We start from the raw sequence: 15,171 nt of genomic DNA, 5'->3' as shown, positions 1-15,171 counted from the left end.
GCGGCGGACGGAACGGCGGCGGCCACCTGACCACGAGTGGTGAGTGACAGATGAGCGTTTACGCGGCGGTCGACCTGGGAGCCTCCAGCGGCCGGGTGATGACGGCGCGGATCAAGGACGAGCGGATCAGCCTGACCGAGGCGCACCGCTTCGCCAACCGCCCGGTCCGGGTCGGCGGCACCCTGCACTGGGACATCCTCGCCCTCTATCGAGGGGTGCTCGACGGGCTTCGCGAGGCCGGGCCGGTCGACTCGATCGGCATCGACTCCTGGGCCGTCGACTACGGGCTGCTCGACGGCGCGGGCCGGCTCATCGGCAACCCGGTGCACTACCGCGACGGGCGGACCAGCGGGATCATGGAGCGAGTTGTCGCCGACCTGGGAGGCGACACGCTCTACCAGGTCGGCGGCTTGCAGTTCCTGCCGTTCAACACCGTCTACCAACTGCTCGCCGAGCCGGGCCTCGACCGCGCGGAGACGCTGCTGATGATCCCGGACCTGCTGACCCGCTGGCTGACCGGTTCCGTCGGCGCAGAGGTCACCAACGCCTCCACCACCGGCCTGTACGACGTGCGGACCGGCGACTGGGCCCGAGGGCTGGCGGAGCGACTGGGCCTGCCGGCCGGGCTCCTGCCGGAGCTGCGGCACCCAGGAGCGCCCGCCGGGACGCTCCTGGCCGAGGTGGCCGCGGAGACCGGGCTGCCGGACTCCACCCCGGTCACCGCGGTCGCCTCGCACGACACCGCCTCCGCGGTGGCGGCGGTGCCCGCGAGCACCGGGCGGTTCGCCTACATCTCCTCCGGTACCTGGTCGCTGGTCGGGCTCGAACTCCCCAGGCCCGTCCTGACCGAGGAGAGCCGGCTGGCCAACTTCACCAACGAGGGCGGCCTCGACGGCACCGTCCGGTACCTGCGCAACGTGATGGGCCTGTGGATCCTGCAGGAGTGCATGCGCACCTGGGGCGAGACCGATGTGACCGGCCTGCTCGACGCCGCCGCGCAGGCCGTCCCCTTCCAGGCGGTGGTCGACCCCGACGACCCGGCCTTCATGCCCCCCGGCGACATGCCGGCCCGGATCGCGACCTACTGCGAGCGGACCGGCCAGCGGCCCCCGCAGGGACGGGCGCAAACCGTACGGTGCGTGCTGGAGGGCCTGGCCCTGGCCTACCGGCGCACGCTCCGCGACGCGGTACGCCTCAGCGGCCAGGAGGTGGAGGTCGTGCACGTGGTCGGCGGCGGTGCGCGCAACGCGCTGCTCTGCCGGATGACCGCCGACGCGACCGGCCTGCCCGTGGTCGCCGGGCCGGTGGAGGCCGCCGCCCTCGGCAACGCCCTGGTCCAGGCCCGCGCCCAAGGGGTGGTCTCCGATATCCGCGCCCTGGTGCGGCAGAGCGAGCGGTTGGTCACCTACCTTCCCGAGGGGGGCGAGGAGCCATGGGCCCGTGCGGAGGCCCGGCTGGCCGGCCGCTGAGCCTCCCCCGCGGCGCCGCACCGGCGGTCCCGGCGGCCGGCCACCAGAAGTCTTGAATCTCCTCCTCGCGCGGCGAGGGCGGCGGAGTCCGATTCCCACCGTGAGCTGCGAGTGACCGGAGGCCGCCGGCCATAGCTGACACGCCGGTGACGGGAGAAGCGGAATAACCACCGGCGGACGTCCGTTAGAGTGATCGTGCCGATGTGGTTTGTGTCCCCCGGGCCGCAAATTACCGCCTTCACGGAATACCGTTCGGCTGGAGCCGTGTTGTGCCTCTCGCCGAGGAGGCGACCGCCACATCGGCACCAAAACATCGCGTCCCGCGAGCCCCCAGGCTCGCGGGACGCTTCTTTTTCACCGGGCCCGACCGGAGGATTTCGTCGGGCTCGCCCCGGAAAAGAGCCACGCTGTTGGAGGAGGGCCACAAACCCGGCGGCTCCGCTTGTGCGGGTGCGTACAACCGTCGGCCGTCGGGCCACCACCTAGTGTGGTGAACCCGTCTCATGAGGAGAGTCCGTGCTCTATCGCCTGACCAAGACCGTCAGCGCTCCGATCCTGCATCTGCTCTGGCCGACCACGGTCACCGGGCATGAGCACGTTCCCGTCACGGGTCCGGCCATCATGGCCTCCAACCATCTGTCGATCCTCGACTCGACCTTCCTGCCGCTGGTGCTCAAGCGCCAGGTACGCTTCGTCGCCAAGGCCGAGTACTTCACCGGTAACCCCGTCACCGCGATGTGGATGCGCGCCACCGGCCAGATCAGCATCGACCGGCAGAGCCCCACCTCGGCCCAGGACATGCTCGACGCGGCGGCGAAGGTGCTCGGCGACGGCGAGCTGTTCGGCATCTACCCCGAGGGCACCCGCTCTCCCGACGGCCGCCTCTACCGGGGCAAGGTCGGCGTCTCCTGGCTGGCCCTGGCCACCGGCGCGCCGGTGGTCCCGGTGGCGATGGGAGGCACCGACAAGGTGCTGCCGATCGGTGCCGCGAGGCCCAGGCCGGGCCGGGTGAGCGTCCGCATCGGCAAGCCGATGACCTTCACCGGTTCCGAGACGAGCGCGCGCGACCGGCGCAGGGTGACCGACGAGATCATGGCCGCGATCCAGGAACTGTCCGGGCAGGAGTACGTGACGAGCTACGCGCCCAGCCGCGCACAGGGCAAATGATCATTTATCGAGATATCTCGCGCAGGTCACGCTAGGCTGCGGCTCTGGGGCACCGAAAGCTGGGGGAGCACGTGACACGGGGTAGAACTATCGCGATCACATCGGCGGCCGTCGTGCTGGTGGCGGGGGCCGCCGGCGGCGGCGCCTGGTGGTACCTGCACACCAGGGGCACGCCCGAGGAGACCGCACAGCGATTCGTCAGTGCCTGGCAGAGCGGCGACCTGGCGGGCATGCGCGCCGAGCTGGGAGCGCCGGACCCGGCGTTCGGCACGGCGTACGACGACATGCGCAAGGCCCTGGCCGTGGAGAACACCGTCGTACGGCTCGACGGGGTGCGCGAGACCGGGGACGGCACCGGCCAGGCCTCCTACACCGCGACGCTGAGGCTGAAGGACGTCGGTGAGTGGAGTTACTCCGGCAGCGTCGACCTGGCGGTCGTCGACCGGCACTGGCGGGTCAGGTGGTCGCCCAGTGCCGTCCACCCCGACCTGACCGCGACCACCGCCTTCGCGCTGAGGACGAAGTGGCCGGAGCGTGCCGCGATCACCTCCGCCGACGGCGCCCGCATCGACGGTGCCGACGTGGGCGGCTCGGTGCAGCAGCTCGTCGGCTACCTGGAGAAGGCCACAGCGAAGAGCGTCGCGAAACTGGGAGTCCCCTACAAGGTCGGCGACGCGGTCGGCGCGAGCGGGTTGCAGAACACCTTCCAGAAGCGCCTGGCCGGCACCCCCGACACCGAGGTCGAACTCGTCGGCGCGGACAAGAAGACCGTCAAGACGCTCGGCAAGATCGAGGGCGAGGCCGGCGAGAACCTGGAGACCAGCTTGGACATGCGGGTCCAGCGAGCCGCGGTCGAGGCGGTCCGCGACCTGAAGAAGACCACCGCACTGGTCGCGATCAAACCCTCGACAGGCGAGATCCTCGCGGTGGTGAACAACGAGGGCGGCTTCAACCGGGCACTGGACGGCAACTATCCTCCCGGCTCGACCTTCAAGGCGGTCACCGCCGTGGGGCTGCTGGCGGAGGGGATGAACCCCGGCGATCGGGTCACCTGCCCCAAGGACGTCAAGGTAGGCGGCCTGCCGATCCGTAACTCCCACCATGCCGCCTACGGTTCGGTGTCGCTGTCCGACTCCTTCGCCCACTCCTGCAACACCACCTTCGCCCCCCTGACCAAGGAGCGGCTGGGCGCAGACAAGCTGCTGAGCACCGCGGAGCTGTTCGGTTTCAACAAGCAGCTCAGCATCGGCGTCCCGGCCGCCAAGGGCAGCTTCCCCAGGGCCCAGAGCGACGCGGAGCTGGCCGCGGAGTCCTTCGGGCAGGGCCGGATCACCGCCAGCCCGCTGATGATGGCCTCGGTGGCCGCCGCGCTGGCCGACGGCACCTGGCGCCCGCCGACCCTGGTCCCCTCGGTCAAGCAGAAGGCGGAGCCTCAGGCGCTCCCCGAGGCCATCATGCCCGGCATGCACCAGATGATGTCCGCGGTGGTCACCAAGGGAACGGCCAAGGACGCGGGCCTGCCCCGGGGCACCCGGGGCAAGACCGGGACCGCCGAGTACGGCGCGCAGGACGACCTGAAGACCCATGCCTGGTTCATCGGCTTCCGCGGCGACCTGGCCTTCGCGGTGATCGTCGAGGAGGGCTCCGGCGGCGGGGCGGTCGCCGCCCCGGTGGCCGCCGACTTCCTGCGCGCCCTCGGCTGACGGACGGCCGCGATCGCGGCGACGGTCACGGAGGCCGACAACGAGGGCCGCCAACGGGGGCCGCCGGCGACGGCTGTTGTCACAGCGGGAACGCCGCGGCCGCCTCGTGGCGCAGAACCATGATGAGAAGCGTGGCGATCAGCGTCGCGATCAGCAACCAGCTGAACATGATGATGACCGTCGAACGGCGCAGGCGCCTGGCAGAACGCCCCCGGCCCTTCTTGGCACCGCGTTTGCGGTCACCGCCGCCCTCCTTGCGCTGGACACGCTCGTTGAACGACTCCAGCCGCGCGGCGAGCCGCGGATCCTCGTCGACGAGATGGCGCTCGATCTGCAGCAGCATGCGCTCCTCGTCTTGTGACCAGGCCATGCATCACCTCCCCGGAACGCAAGCCATGTGCCGACGTTCTGCCCAATCGTGAAGATCATTATCCGTTCCGAGGGCTGCGATTTACCTCTTCTTTTCGCAGGCGCGATCCAAGCACGCGATCATGCCCTCCCCCGGGGCCGGAAGGGCCGTGGCTCAGGTGTCGGGCGATTCCCAGCCTTCTCCGCGATCTCGACATTCCCGCGGCCCGGATCGCCGCCATCGGCCACCCCGGGCACAACGCCTCCCGCACGACGTCGACAGATCGCCAGGCCGGCCTGACGGCAGGCCGGTGGCACGCGCCGGACAATCTCGAAGGCGACCCCACACTCCTGGCCGCCGCCGTCCGCTACGACGCGCCCGGCGTGCGCGACACCGGGCGCGGCGGTCACGAGCGCCCTCGCCGGAGCCCCGGTGGCGAGGAGCGCACATGATTCGACGCACCGACCGGCACCACCCTCGACCACGCACCGCATCCGTAACCGCACAGACTGTGGGTGATTGATGCCCGTAAAGGGTATTAAACCCCTCTGAGTGCCTAATCAAGGGCGTCGTCCATCAAGTACAACGGGGGAAACGATGACAGACACCAAGAACACCAAGGACAGTAAGAACAAGGCGGCGAAGAGCTCGGGTAAGAGCAAGAAGGCTGCCATAAAAGCGACACGCTCTGCCAAACAGGCGAAAAAAGAGGCCGGACAGCCCGAGACCAGGTTGCCCGAGACGGGGCCCGCCCACCCGGGTGGACGAGCCTCCTAGCCGCCGAGGGCGTGAAATCATGATCGGGCGACCGGCATGAAACCCGGTCGCCCGATCATGGAGTGACACGATGCCCGCCTACCTTCGTTTTCCGACGATCTTCGGCAACATGGTGGTCTTCGCCGCCGAGGACGACCTGTGGATGGTCACCGCCGGCGGCGGGCGGGCCTTCCGGCTGACCGCCGGGGTGGCCGAGGCGGGCTACCCGCGTTTCTCCCCCGGTGGCGACCGGCTCGCCTTCGTCGGCCGCGAGGAGGGGCCCGAAGAGGTCTACGTGATGCCCGCCGACGGTGGCGCGGCCCGGCGGGTGACCTACCACGGTGTCCGGTCCAGCGTCACCGGCTGGGATCCCGACGGCGGCATCGTCTACGCCAGCGACCAGGGCCAGCCCTTCGACGGCCGCAACCGGCTGCACCGGGTGGAACCGGATGGGATGCCCGAACTCCTGCCGTACGGCCCGGCCAACACCATCTCCTACGGCCCGCGGATCGTGCTCGGCCGCAACACCGCCGACCCCGCCCGGTGGAAGCGCTACCGCGGCGGCACCGTGGGCGATCTGTGGATCGAGACCGGCGACGACGGGCGGTTCCGGCGGCTCACCGCGCTTCCCGGCAATCTCGCCTCGCCCTGCTGGGTCGGGGACCGGGTCTATTTCATCTCCGACCACGAGGGCGTGGGCAACGTCTACTCCTGCGACGCGAACGGCGGCGACCTGCGCAGGCACTCCGACCACGCCGACTACTACGCCCGCAACCTGTCGGGCGACGGCCACCGGCTGGTCTACCACGCCGGGGCCGAACTCTACCTGGTGGAGGACGGCGAGTCGCGCCCCATCGAGGTACGGCTGCGCAGCTCGCGCACCCAGCTCAACCGCCGCTTCGCCTCGGCCGAGAACTTTCTGGACAGCGCCACGCTCAGCCCCGACGGCAGTGGCCTGGCCATCACCACCCGGGGCAAGGCGTTCTCCTTCGCCGCCTGGGAGGGTCCGGTACGCCAGCACGGTGCGCTGTACGGGGTGCGCTACCGACTACTGAACTGGCTCAACGACGGTGAGCGGCTCGTGGCGGCGGCCAGCGACGAGGGCGACCGCGAGGTGCTGGTGGTGCTCACCGCCGACGGCTCCGCCGACCCCGTCAGGCTCGACCACCTCGAGGTCGGCCGCGCCACCGCGCTGGAGGTATCCCCCACGGCCGACCTGGTCGCGGTGGCCAACCACCGCAACGAGCTGATCCTGGTCGACCTCACACCGGAGAAGTCCCCCAGAACCTCCCGGCGGAAAAAGGGTCTGGCACGGGGCAGGACCGTCGACTCCAGCGTGTTCGGCGCGATCGAGGACCTGGCCTGGTCCCCCGACGGCCGCTGGCTCGCGTACGCCTGCCGGGACACCGCGCAGACGACGGCGGTGAAACTGTGCCGGGTCGAAACAGGCGAGACCTTCTTCGCCACCCGGCCGGTGCTGCAGGACGCCCATCCCGCCTTTGACCCGGGCGGCGACTACCTCTACTTCATCGGCCGGCGTGTCTTCAATCCCGTCTACGACGAGCTCCACTTCGATCTGGGCTTCCCGCTGGGCTCCCGTCCCTACGCGATCGCGCTCCGCACCGACGTCACGTCTCCCTTCGTCCCCAAGCCCCGGCCTCTCACGGACGACGGCGACGACGAGAACAAGGAGGAGGACGAGGACGAGGAGGTGCCCGAGGTGGTCATCGATCTCGACGGCATCGAGAACCGGATCGTCGGCTTCCCGGTCCCCGAGGGCCGCTACGAGGGCATCGCCGGTATCAAGGGCAAGGCCGTCTACCTGACCTTCCCTGTCGAGGGCAGCCTCGGTGACGACTACGCCGACTCCTCCGAGGGCACCCTGCACGTCTACGACTTCGCCAAGCAGAAGCAGGAGACCATGGTCGGGGACGTGTCGGAGTTCCGGCTCGGCCATGACCAGAGCACGTTGCTCTACCAGGCGGGCAGGCGGCTGCGGGTGGTCAAGGCGGGCGAGGAGCCCGAGAGCGACGAGACACCGGGCCGGACGAGCGGATGGGTGGACCTGTCCCGGGTCAAGGTGTCCATCCGCCCCGAGGCCGAGTGGCGGCAGATGTTCAGGGAGGCCTGGCGGCTGCAGCGGGAGAACTTCTGGACCGAGGACATGGCCGGGCTCGACTGGGACGGCGTCTACCTGCGCTACCTGCCGCTGGTCGACCGGGTCACCACCCGAGGGGAGTTCTCCGACCTGCTGTGGGAGCTTCTTGGTGAGCTGGGCACCTCGCACGCCTACGAGAGCGGCGGCGCCTACCGGCCCCGGCCGCACTACCGGCAGGGCAAGCTGGGCGTCGACTGGGCCTTCGAGGACGGCGTCCACCGGATCGCGAAGATCGTCGGCGGTGACCGGTGGGACCCCGAGGCGACCTCGCCGCTCAACCGCCTCGGAGTGGACGTACAGCCGGGTGACGTGGTGCTGGCCGTCAACGGCCAGCCCGTCGGCGCCGAGGTCAGCCCCGACGAACTGCTGGTCAACCAGGCCGATCAGGAGGTCCAGCTGACCATCCAGCGCGGGAACGAAAGGCGGACCGTCACCGTCAGGGCCATCGACGACGAGCGGCCGGGCCGCTACCGCGACTGGGTGGAGGCCAACCGAGCCCGCTGCCACGAGCTCGGCGACGGCCGGATCGGCTACCTGCACATCCCCGACATGGGCCCGGAGGGCTACGCCGAGTTCCACCGCGGCTTCCTGACCGAGTACGACCGAGAGGCGCTCGTGGTGGACGTCCGCTTCAACGGCGGCGGCCACGTGTCGGCGCTGCTGCTGGAGAAGCTGGCCCGGCGCCGCCTGGGCTACAACTTCCCCCGCTGGGGCGTGCCCGAGCCCTACCCCGATGAGTCACCGCGCGGCCCGATGGTGGCGATCGCCAACGAGTGGGCGGGCTCCGACGGCGACATCTTCAGTCACACCTTCAAACTGCTCGGCCTGGGCCCGCTGATCGGCAAGCGCACCTGGGGCGGGGTGATCGGCATCTGGCCCCGGCATCACCTGGCCGACGGGACGGTCACCACCCAGCCGGAGTTCTCCTTCGCCTTCGACGACGTGGGCTGGCGGGTGGAGAACTACGGCACCGATCCCGACATCGAGGTCGACATCACTCCGCAGGACTACGCGGCGGGCGTGGACACCCAGCTGGACCGGGCGATCGAGGTCGCCCTGGAGCGCCTGGTCCTGCAGCCGCCGCACACCCCCAACCCGGCGGCCCGCCCCCGGCTCGTGGTGCCACGCCTGCCACCTCGCCGGCGTTCCCGCTGACCGCGAGCCGGCCCGGGCTCGGGCGCCGCCGGGCCGCCGGGCCGCCGGGCCGCCCAACGAATCGATTGTTCTCCTGGAGGCCGTCCGCTGCCCTGCTGAGGACGGTCGATCGACCAACTGAGGACGGTCGATTGACCAAGGAGACGCAAGGTCATCGTGCTCGACCGGGGCCGCGTCACCGGCCACGTCACCGGCCGCGTCACCGGCCGCGACCCGCTCGGCGAGCTGCTGGGGGGCTGTCCGGAGACGCGGCGGCTGTGCAGCGAGGAACTCGCCACCGAAACCGGGAGCTCGCTGTGGCGGATCCCGCGTCACGGGCACGCGGGATCCGCCACAGCGAGCAGGTGGAGGAATCAGGCGAGGTTCAGCTGCCAGGAGACGCCGAAGCGGTCGTTGGTCCAGCCGAAGCGCTTGCTGAAGCCGTAGGAGCCGAGCGGCATCAGCGGCTCGCCGTTCTCCAACAGCGCCGCGTACAGGCGCTCGATCTCCGCCTCCGACTCGCACTGCACGTACAGCGAGACCGACGGGGTGAAGGTGAACGCGTGCGACACGTTGCTGTCGATGGCCATGTACTCCTGGCCCGCCAGCCTGAACGTGGCGTGCTGCACACTGCCCTCCGTGCCGGGCCCCTCGGGGCCGTAGCGGGCAATGGCCAGGATCTCCGCGTCGTCGAACAGCGACGTGTAGAACGTCACCGCTTCCTCTGCTGCGCCCTCGAACATCAAGAAAGTGGTGATTTTTTGTGACATCGGGTGGACTCCTAGCAAGGTGCGTTAAAGGTGATGATGTTCCTGGCGATGGGAACGGCCTGCTCGTCAGCGGCCCCGGCTCCGGACCGGATCACCAGGAACGTCGACGTGCGCACTCGAAGACTATTTCAGTTTTACCTTATATAAGTCAAACTCGATATACCGGTGGGATCGCCACCCGGAGTGGGCAGCTGACGAGACGTCGGCGAGGAAACCGGATCCGCCTCCCACCTGGGCGCCTCCGGGCCGGTGAGCACTCCGGGCGAGGTTCGCCTGTTTCCCGCCCCGCGCCCTGGAGCACGGACCACCGGAGCCTGCGGTAGCGCTGCGGCCACCGGAACCCGTGGAACCGCTGGCCGCAGGGGGCACCCCGCGGCCAGCGCCCATCCGAGCAACGTTCGGCTGGTGCGCCGCTAAGGTGAACCGGACAAGATACAACCACGTCGCCCATCCCATGCCGCACACAGACCGACCAACGTCCCCGACATCCAGATGTCACCACGGCGATCATCACCGGGATCTCCGCCATCGGCGCCCATTCGATGAGACCGGCCTCGATCTCCCCCGTCGGACTCCCGACCAGCTCGGCACCCCGCACGGGGACCAGATTGTGCCCTGAGAGGGCATTTATCTATGCCCTGTGGGGATATATCGCCTTTGAGGCTATTTGCTTTGGGGCGCGTCGTCCTGAAGGAGTGCATTCATGCGGTCCGCAGTGGCGACCGGAGCGCCAGTTTGATTGGCGTACGTCACTCGGATTCCGCCTGACTTAGAGATGGTATGGAAACTCCCAACCAGCCACTGGCGTCGAGGGGCGCCACCGATCATGCAGTTCATGTAAAAACATTGCCATGACCGAACGGAAACCATACCCCAGCGATCCGCCCGATGCTCGATGGGAATTAATCGAACCCACCTTAACCGCCTGGCGGCAGGCCCGCCTCAAACCGGCCGACCTCAGCCCAACTGCGGGAGATCTTCAATGTGATCCTTTATGTCAACAGGACAGGAGTCGCCGGAAATACCTGCCCCGCGACTTCCCGCCACCCCCGGTAAGGGCGCGTCCACACCGACCACCCCGAGCCGGACACCCACCTTACCTTACCACCTGCACCTATTCGCAACGATGGGTTATCTGGCGTAAATCACCGACTGCTACGTCCGCGAATTTTAAGAGTCGGATTCTTTAATGGAAGCGAACATCTCGAGTTACGATCACATTTCTTACTGAAACGCACGCAAGAAGATCCATCAGGCGGAGCGGTGAGGGGTGACGTACATCGCACCCAACTGATTGCCGGCGTTCGCGATCATTCATCCGACCAGCGCATCGATCAACGACATCAGTCAATATCAAGCCTGTCGCCCCATCCTACCTGAAGCACGAACATACCCAGGAGGTCCCCCGTGACCACCCAGCAACGCCCCTCATTCTTGCAGGACGCGCTCGCCGTTGTCCGGAGCATTAGGCTCGCCATGTCGTCACCCGAGAGCCGCGCCAAACATGCCTATGAGGTCTTTCCACCGAGCACCTGGACCGCACTGAACAATCACAGCTCGTACCTCAATTTCGGCTACTGGCGCAATGAAGCCGACACGCTCGACGACGCGTGCCAGGCACTGGCGGAGAAGCTGGCGGACGCCGCAGGCTTTCAGGAGGGCGATCGCATTCTTGATGCCGGGTTCGGATATGGCGACCAGGATTTTATGTGGTTGAAACGGCACAGTCCGGCAAAGATCGTTGGATTGAACGTAACGCCAACGCATGTGCGGGTTGCTCAGGCCAAGGCCCACGAACGTGGTCTGGGCGATCGGCTGATCTTCCAGGAGGGGTCGGCAACCGCGATGACGTTCGAGCCCGGCAGCTTCGATCGGGTGGTCGCCCTGGAATCGGCCTTGCATTTCCGGACCAGGGACGAATTCTTCCGCCAGGCTCACCACGTCCTTCGACCCGGCGGGGTGCTCGCGACGGCAGATATCGTGCCGTTGAACGTCAACAAGGCCGACCGCCGAGATCTTTTCTCCACTTCAGTCCCCGGAGAAAACTTGTATGACGGCAACGAGTACGTTGCCCGCCTCCAGGCCGCCGGGTTCGTCCACGCCCAGTTGACCTCCATCCGCACCCACGTGTACGAACCGTGGTGCAGATGGGCGGAACAGAAGCTGGATGACCCGGCATTTCTGCAGAGCACCACCTGGGGCTACCGCCGCTGGTTGCGTCGTGAGCTGGCCGACGACACGCGCATGCGACAGAAGTTTGCCGGCTTGGACTACGTCATCGTCGTCGCCGAGAAGCCGATGTGAGAGGGTGTATGAGACTTGATCAGCCGGCCGTCGGCCGTTGGGTGATCATCCATTGGTGACCGGTGGGCTCGCACGCCACTGTGGTGCCGGAAAGCCGGCCGACAATGCCGCGCGCAACGTCCGTTCCAGCAGGTCATCCAACCGCCACGGCGAGCACCGTGACCGCCGGCGTCGATGGCGAGCACGACGGGCTTCTCGACGACTGCGTGTTCAAGCGAGCGGGTGACCACTCAGACCTGCGCTGCAGGCGTTGCGAGGGGATGGGGTTGGCCCGCAGATTCCCGACACGCCCGGGCCCGCGCGCCGCACCGCCCGGCGGCAGCTCACTCATCCCTCCGGCTGATCGAGCCGACATCGCCCACGCTCGCCGCGACCTCCTCGACCGCGATGCCGCATTCGCCGTCTACAACATCTGATCAACATGCCGGAACTGGACATAGCGAATCAACGCCGGGGCCCTGCCCCTGACCTGGAACGCAGCAGCCCGAGGGGCGAGTGCCGAGATCTTCAAAGGATTCAGTCGTCACTGGGTGTCGAAGCTGGAGAGAGTTCACGCCGAAGAGGACGTCCGGTGATTCCAAGATCTCGCCTCGCAGATTCCATTACGAGATATCGGGCCTGCCGCTTCGCACTTGTATCAGTAATGCGGTCAGGGCTTCTCAGGCTGACATGCAGAGCGTACGTGTAGTCATGTGCGCTCTGAGCCAATTCAGGAGAACAGACGAGTTCAACATTTTTCTTGGCCAGCCACAACTGATGGAGGCTCTCCTTCGAGTCCGCTTCACCTGGTGAATCCTTAGATTCAGCGTGTTCATCCAGGGCCATCTCGATCCGCTGAGCCGCATCGAGAAAAGAAAGGATGGCGGCTTTCCGTTCAGTACGCATAACGACAATCTGGTCGTGTTCCAGACGCTTCCTGTCAACACGTGTGGCCAGGTGCTGACCCAGGAGAGTTCCACCTGTCCCCAGTAACACGCCGAGCAGGGGCAGAACAGTTGTGCTGAGCGTCTCCCAATTCATACACCGAATGATCCAGCAGCGATGGTGTCTTGCATAGAGCGGGATATCGGCCCCTTCCCTACTGATCAAGAAGTGTGGGCGTGAGGTAACTACCAGGCGCCTGCCAGGTGGTATTTGTCCAGGTGGCAGTCTTGAAGGATGAGGTACTCCGATAGAAGCGGAGGACTGTCCGCGCCAGAGCGGGACCGTCGGCAGAGGCTGCGGTTCCGGGCCGCGGACATGTTCGCCGGGGGAATCACCCCGACCCGGGTCGCCCAACTGCTGGGCATCACACTCAAGTCCGCGTATGAATGGCACGCCCTGTGGAGTCGTGGAGGCAAGGCCGCGCTGGTCTCCAAGGGCGCCGCGGGCAACGGCTGCAAACTCACCGCCGAGCAGTTGAGGCTGCTGGAGACGCTCCTGGGCCAGGGCGCCGCCGTGCACGGCTGGGACGACCAGCGCTGGACCAGCCCGCGTATCGCCCTGCTGATCGCGCGGAAATTCCACGTCTGCTATACCCCGCGTGCGGTGGCCTACCTGCTGCGGCGGCTGGGCTGGTCGTTCCAGGTGCCCGCGCACCGGGCCGGCCAACGCGATGAGGCGCGGGTCGCCACCTGGGTGAAGCGGGTGTGGTCGGCGATAAAAGCACCCGGGCGGCCTGGGGCTCGTGGCTCGTCTTCGCCGACGAGTCCGGCCAGAGCCTAAGACCGCCCAAAGGCAGAACCTGGGCACCCAAGGGCCACACACCGGTCCTTCCGGTGTCCTATCGCGGCTCGGGCCGTACCTCGATCGCCGCGCTGCTGTGCGTCCGGCCCGGCGAGCGGACCCGGCTGATCTACCGCACGCTCACCTATCACCGCCGTAAACACGAGAACAAAGGGTTCAACGAGGTGGCGCTGCAGTCCCTGCTGAACTCTGCACACGCCCAGTTGGGCGGCCCGATCTCGCTGGTATGGGACAGCCTGCCCGAACACGTCTCGGCTCGGATGCGCGCCTGGATCGCCAACCAGAAAGACTGGCTGCCGGTCTACCGGTTCCCACCGTATGCCCCCGACCTCAACCCCGCCGAGGGCATCTGGGCGGCGCTGCGCACCAAGCTGTTCAACTTCACCGTGGATGACATCGACCAGCTGACCGCCCTGATCAAGAACCGGCTCAAGCCCATGCAATACCAACCCGAACTCCTGGCCGGATTCATCGCCGAGACCGGCCTCGTCCTGTCCGACCCACCGTAGCAACGCCCAACTTTCAGGCTCAGTACCGGCTTGCCCAGCTTCCGCCCGATCGCCGTGAAGAACTCACACAGGAGGTCCAGCTGTTCCTGTCCCTGCAGCTCCTGCAGATCGACATCGAAGTCGATCGTGTCCTTCGACAGGAACCGAAAGATCGCCAGTACACCAGGAGCCGGTCAGACGCGCAGACTTGGGCAATCGCCATCCGCGAGCCGGGACAACACGTGCGCGGCGTGAGGCAGAGGCATGACGATGTCGCCCTCGGAGTACTCGTTCCTCCAGCCATGGGCCTCGATCAGATCAAGGGCTGCCTGTCAGTCGCCGACCGAGGCATTCGCAATCCATACATCCGGCAGTGTCCCCATCAGATCAGGGTCGAAGAAGCTCCTGACCTCATCCCACAGCAGATCCGGTACTCTGCCATGCTGCCCGTTGAAGGAAGCCAATGCATCTCGCTATGACAGCTCGACCCCGCAAGGTCGCTCTGACTGGCGATGCGAGACCAGGCTGCCCGCTCGGTAGTCGTCATGTGCCACGTCAACGACGCCGCCACGCAAAGGTTCAACAACATCGTCCAGGCGATTGGGAGCCTTCAACAAGTGGGTGGGATGTGGCTCGTCACCGCATCTGGCGCGCGAGTATGCCCATGGATATGCTCGCAGACTAAGCCTTTGAGTATTCCGGACCTCCCAGTCGAGGAGTCGTGTTCGGTGGAAGAACGTAGAGCTCGACCCAACGGGTCTGCCTCATTTCGAATTGAGATCGGTCTCGGGCCGTGGGGGTTGCCGGAAGAGGTCGCCCAAGCCGCCGTTCTCCTGCGCCGGGACCTTCTGCAGCTCGACATTCTCGCAGTCGACGCGATTCCGAGCGCTCTGCCCGAAGGCGCGAAAGGTGTTGACGTTGGCACCATTGGCGTGATGCTCGTCAGCCTTGTCGAGCCCGTTGGAATAACGGCCGTGATCGATCTGATCAGCGCGTGGGTCGGCCGGGGACCGGGGCGTTCGGTGAGGATCGAGCTCGGCGAGGACGTCCTGGAGATCACCAGGGTTTCCCGGGCGGACCAGCGTCGGCTGATCGACCACTGGATCGAGCGTCATGCCAAGCCCTGAGCCTGGTTCGTACGCACTGAT

At 67.2% G+C, this 15,171-nt stretch carries 11 protein-coding genes and 1 pseudogene; 9 read left to right on the top strand and 3 right to left on the bottom strand.

From position 1 onward, the window contains the following. Nucleotides 1–50: 50 nt before the first annotated feature. The 3 genes from ACQP0P_RS22075 (at nucleotide 51) to ACQP0P_RS22065 (ending at nucleotide 4,339) form a co-directional block, all read left to right on the top strand. Complete coding sequence (locus tag ACQP0P_RS22075; RefSeq protein WP_433380129.1) at nucleotides 51–1,469, top strand: rhamnulokinase; 1,419 nt, start codon at nucleotides 51–53, stop codon at nucleotides 1,467–1,469. 516 nt (nucleotides 1,470–1,985) lie between these two features. Beyond that, entirely contained in the window at nucleotides 1,986–2,636 is a 651-nt protein-coding gene (locus tag ACQP0P_RS22070) for a lysophospholipid acyltransferase family protein (protein WP_433380126.1), read from the top strand. Nucleotides 2,637–2,707: 71 nt separating this feature from the next. Next, the gene (locus tag ACQP0P_RS22065) at nucleotides 2,708–4,339 is read left to right on the top strand and encodes a penicillin-binding transpeptidase domain-containing protein (protein WP_433380123.1); all 1,632 of its coding nucleotides are present in this window, start codon (nucleotides 2,708–2,710) and stop codon (nucleotides 4,337–4,339) included. A 79-nt stretch (nucleotides 4,340–4,418) separates the two neighbouring features. On the opposite strand, the gene ACQP0P_RS22060 is transcribed toward ACQP0P_RS22065, so the two are convergent. Next, nucleotides 4,419–4,682 carry a DUF3040 domain-containing protein gene (locus tag ACQP0P_RS22060; RefSeq protein ID WP_433380120.1) on the bottom strand — a complete coding sequence of 88 codons (264 nt, stop codon included), beginning with the start codon at nucleotides 4,680–4,682 and terminating at the stop codon, nucleotides 4,419–4,421. An 853-nt stretch (nucleotides 4,683–5,535) separates the two neighbouring features. Here ACQP0P_RS22060 and ACQP0P_RS22055 point away from each other — a divergent pair. Continuing rightward, entirely contained in the window at nucleotides 5,536–8,757 is a 3,222-nt protein-coding gene (locus tag ACQP0P_RS22055; RefSeq protein WP_433380117.1) for a S41 family peptidase, read from the top strand. A gap of 353 nt (nucleotides 8,758–9,110) precedes the next feature. Here the strand turns inward: ACQP0P_RS22055 and ACQP0P_RS22050 are convergent, their stop codons facing one another. After that, on the bottom strand, nucleotides 9,111–9,506 hold the full coding sequence (locus ACQP0P_RS22050) for a VOC family protein (RefSeq protein WP_433380114.1): 396 nt from the start codon (nucleotides 9,504–9,506) through the stop codon (nucleotides 9,111–9,113). An 851-nt stretch (nucleotides 9,507–10,357) separates the two neighbouring features. On the opposite strand from ACQP0P_RS22050, the pseudogene ACQP0P_RS22045 reads away from it, so the two are divergent. The 3 genes and pseudogenes from ACQP0P_RS22045 to ACQP0P_RS22035 all read left to right on the top strand — a co-directional run. Beyond that, nucleotides 10,358–10,549: pseudogene (locus tag ACQP0P_RS22045) on the top strand (transposase); the annotation flags it as partial. Between the two features lie 364 nt (nucleotides 10,550–10,913). After that, nucleotides 10,914–11,810 carry an SAM-dependent methyltransferase gene (locus ACQP0P_RS22040; RefSeq protein ID WP_433380111.1) on the top strand — a complete coding sequence of 299 codons (897 nt, stop codon included), beginning with the start codon at nucleotides 10,914–10,916 and terminating at the stop codon, nucleotides 11,808–11,810. A 158-nt stretch (nucleotides 11,811–11,968) separates the two neighbouring features. Continuing rightward, nucleotides 11,969–12,226 carry a hypothetical protein gene (locus ACQP0P_RS22035; RefSeq protein ID WP_433380108.1) on the top strand — a complete coding sequence of 86 codons (258 nt, stop codon included), beginning with the start codon at nucleotides 11,969–11,971 and terminating at the stop codon, nucleotides 12,224–12,226. A gap of 100 nt (nucleotides 12,227–12,326) precedes the next feature. Here the strand turns inward: ACQP0P_RS22035 and ACQP0P_RS22030 are convergent, their stop codons facing one another. After that, entirely contained in the window at nucleotides 12,327–12,830 is a 504-nt protein-coding gene (locus ACQP0P_RS22030; RefSeq protein ID WP_433380105.1) for a hypothetical protein, read from the bottom strand. A 138-nt stretch (nucleotides 12,831–12,968) separates the two neighbouring features. Between ACQP0P_RS22030 and ACQP0P_RS22025 the strand changes: the two genes are divergently transcribed. Both ACQP0P_RS22025 and ACQP0P_RS22020 read left to right on the top strand, forming a co-directional pair. Then, nucleotides 12,969–14,044, top strand: a protein-coding gene (locus ACQP0P_RS22025; RefSeq protein ID WP_433380102.1) for an IS630 family transposase whose coding sequence is annotated in 2 segments (ribosomal slippage) — nucleotides 12,969–13,512 and nucleotides 13,512–14,044 — 1,077 coding nt in all. Because the reading frame shifts where the segments join, the coding sequence is not laid out codon by codon here. A 707-nt stretch (nucleotides 14,045–14,751) separates the two neighbouring features. Next, complete coding sequence (locus ACQP0P_RS22020) at nucleotides 14,752–15,150, top strand: hypothetical protein (RefSeq protein ID WP_433380100.1); 399 nt, start codon at nucleotides 14,752–14,754, stop codon at nucleotides 15,148–15,150. Nucleotides 15,151–15,171 lie beyond the last annotated feature (21 nt).

Source organism: Streptosporangium sp. CA-115845 (assembly GCF_050943795.1).
Lineage (GTDB): Bacteria > Actinomycetota > Actinomycetes > Streptosporangiales > Streptosporangiaceae > Streptosporangium.
Note: the sequence above shows the minus strand (reverse complement) of the source record. Positions and strands in the feature narration are given on the sequence as shown.

What these genes read in the sequence shown, in the direction of transcription:
- ACQP0P_RS22030 (WP_433380105.1), bottom strand. Translation starts at nt 12,830, where the DNA reads ATGAATTGGGAGACGCTCAGCACAACTGTTCTGCCCCTGCTCGGCGTG.
- ACQP0P_RS22075 (WP_433380129.1), top strand. Translation starts at nt 51, where the DNA reads ATGAGCGTTTACGCGGCGGTCGACCTGGGAGCCTCCAGCGGCCGGGTG.
- ACQP0P_RS22060 (WP_433380120.1), bottom strand. Translation starts at nt 4,682, where the DNA reads ATGCTGCTGCAGATCGAGCGCCATCTCGTCGACGAGGATCCGCGGCTC.
- ACQP0P_RS22050 (WP_433380114.1), bottom strand. Translation starts at nt 9,506, where the DNA reads ATGTCACAAAAAATCACCACTTTCTTGATGTTCGAGGGCGCAGCAGAG.
- ACQP0P_RS22055 (WP_433380117.1), top strand. Translation starts at nt 5,536, where the DNA reads ATGCCCGCCTACCTTCGTTTTCCGACGATCTTCGGCAACATGGTGGTC.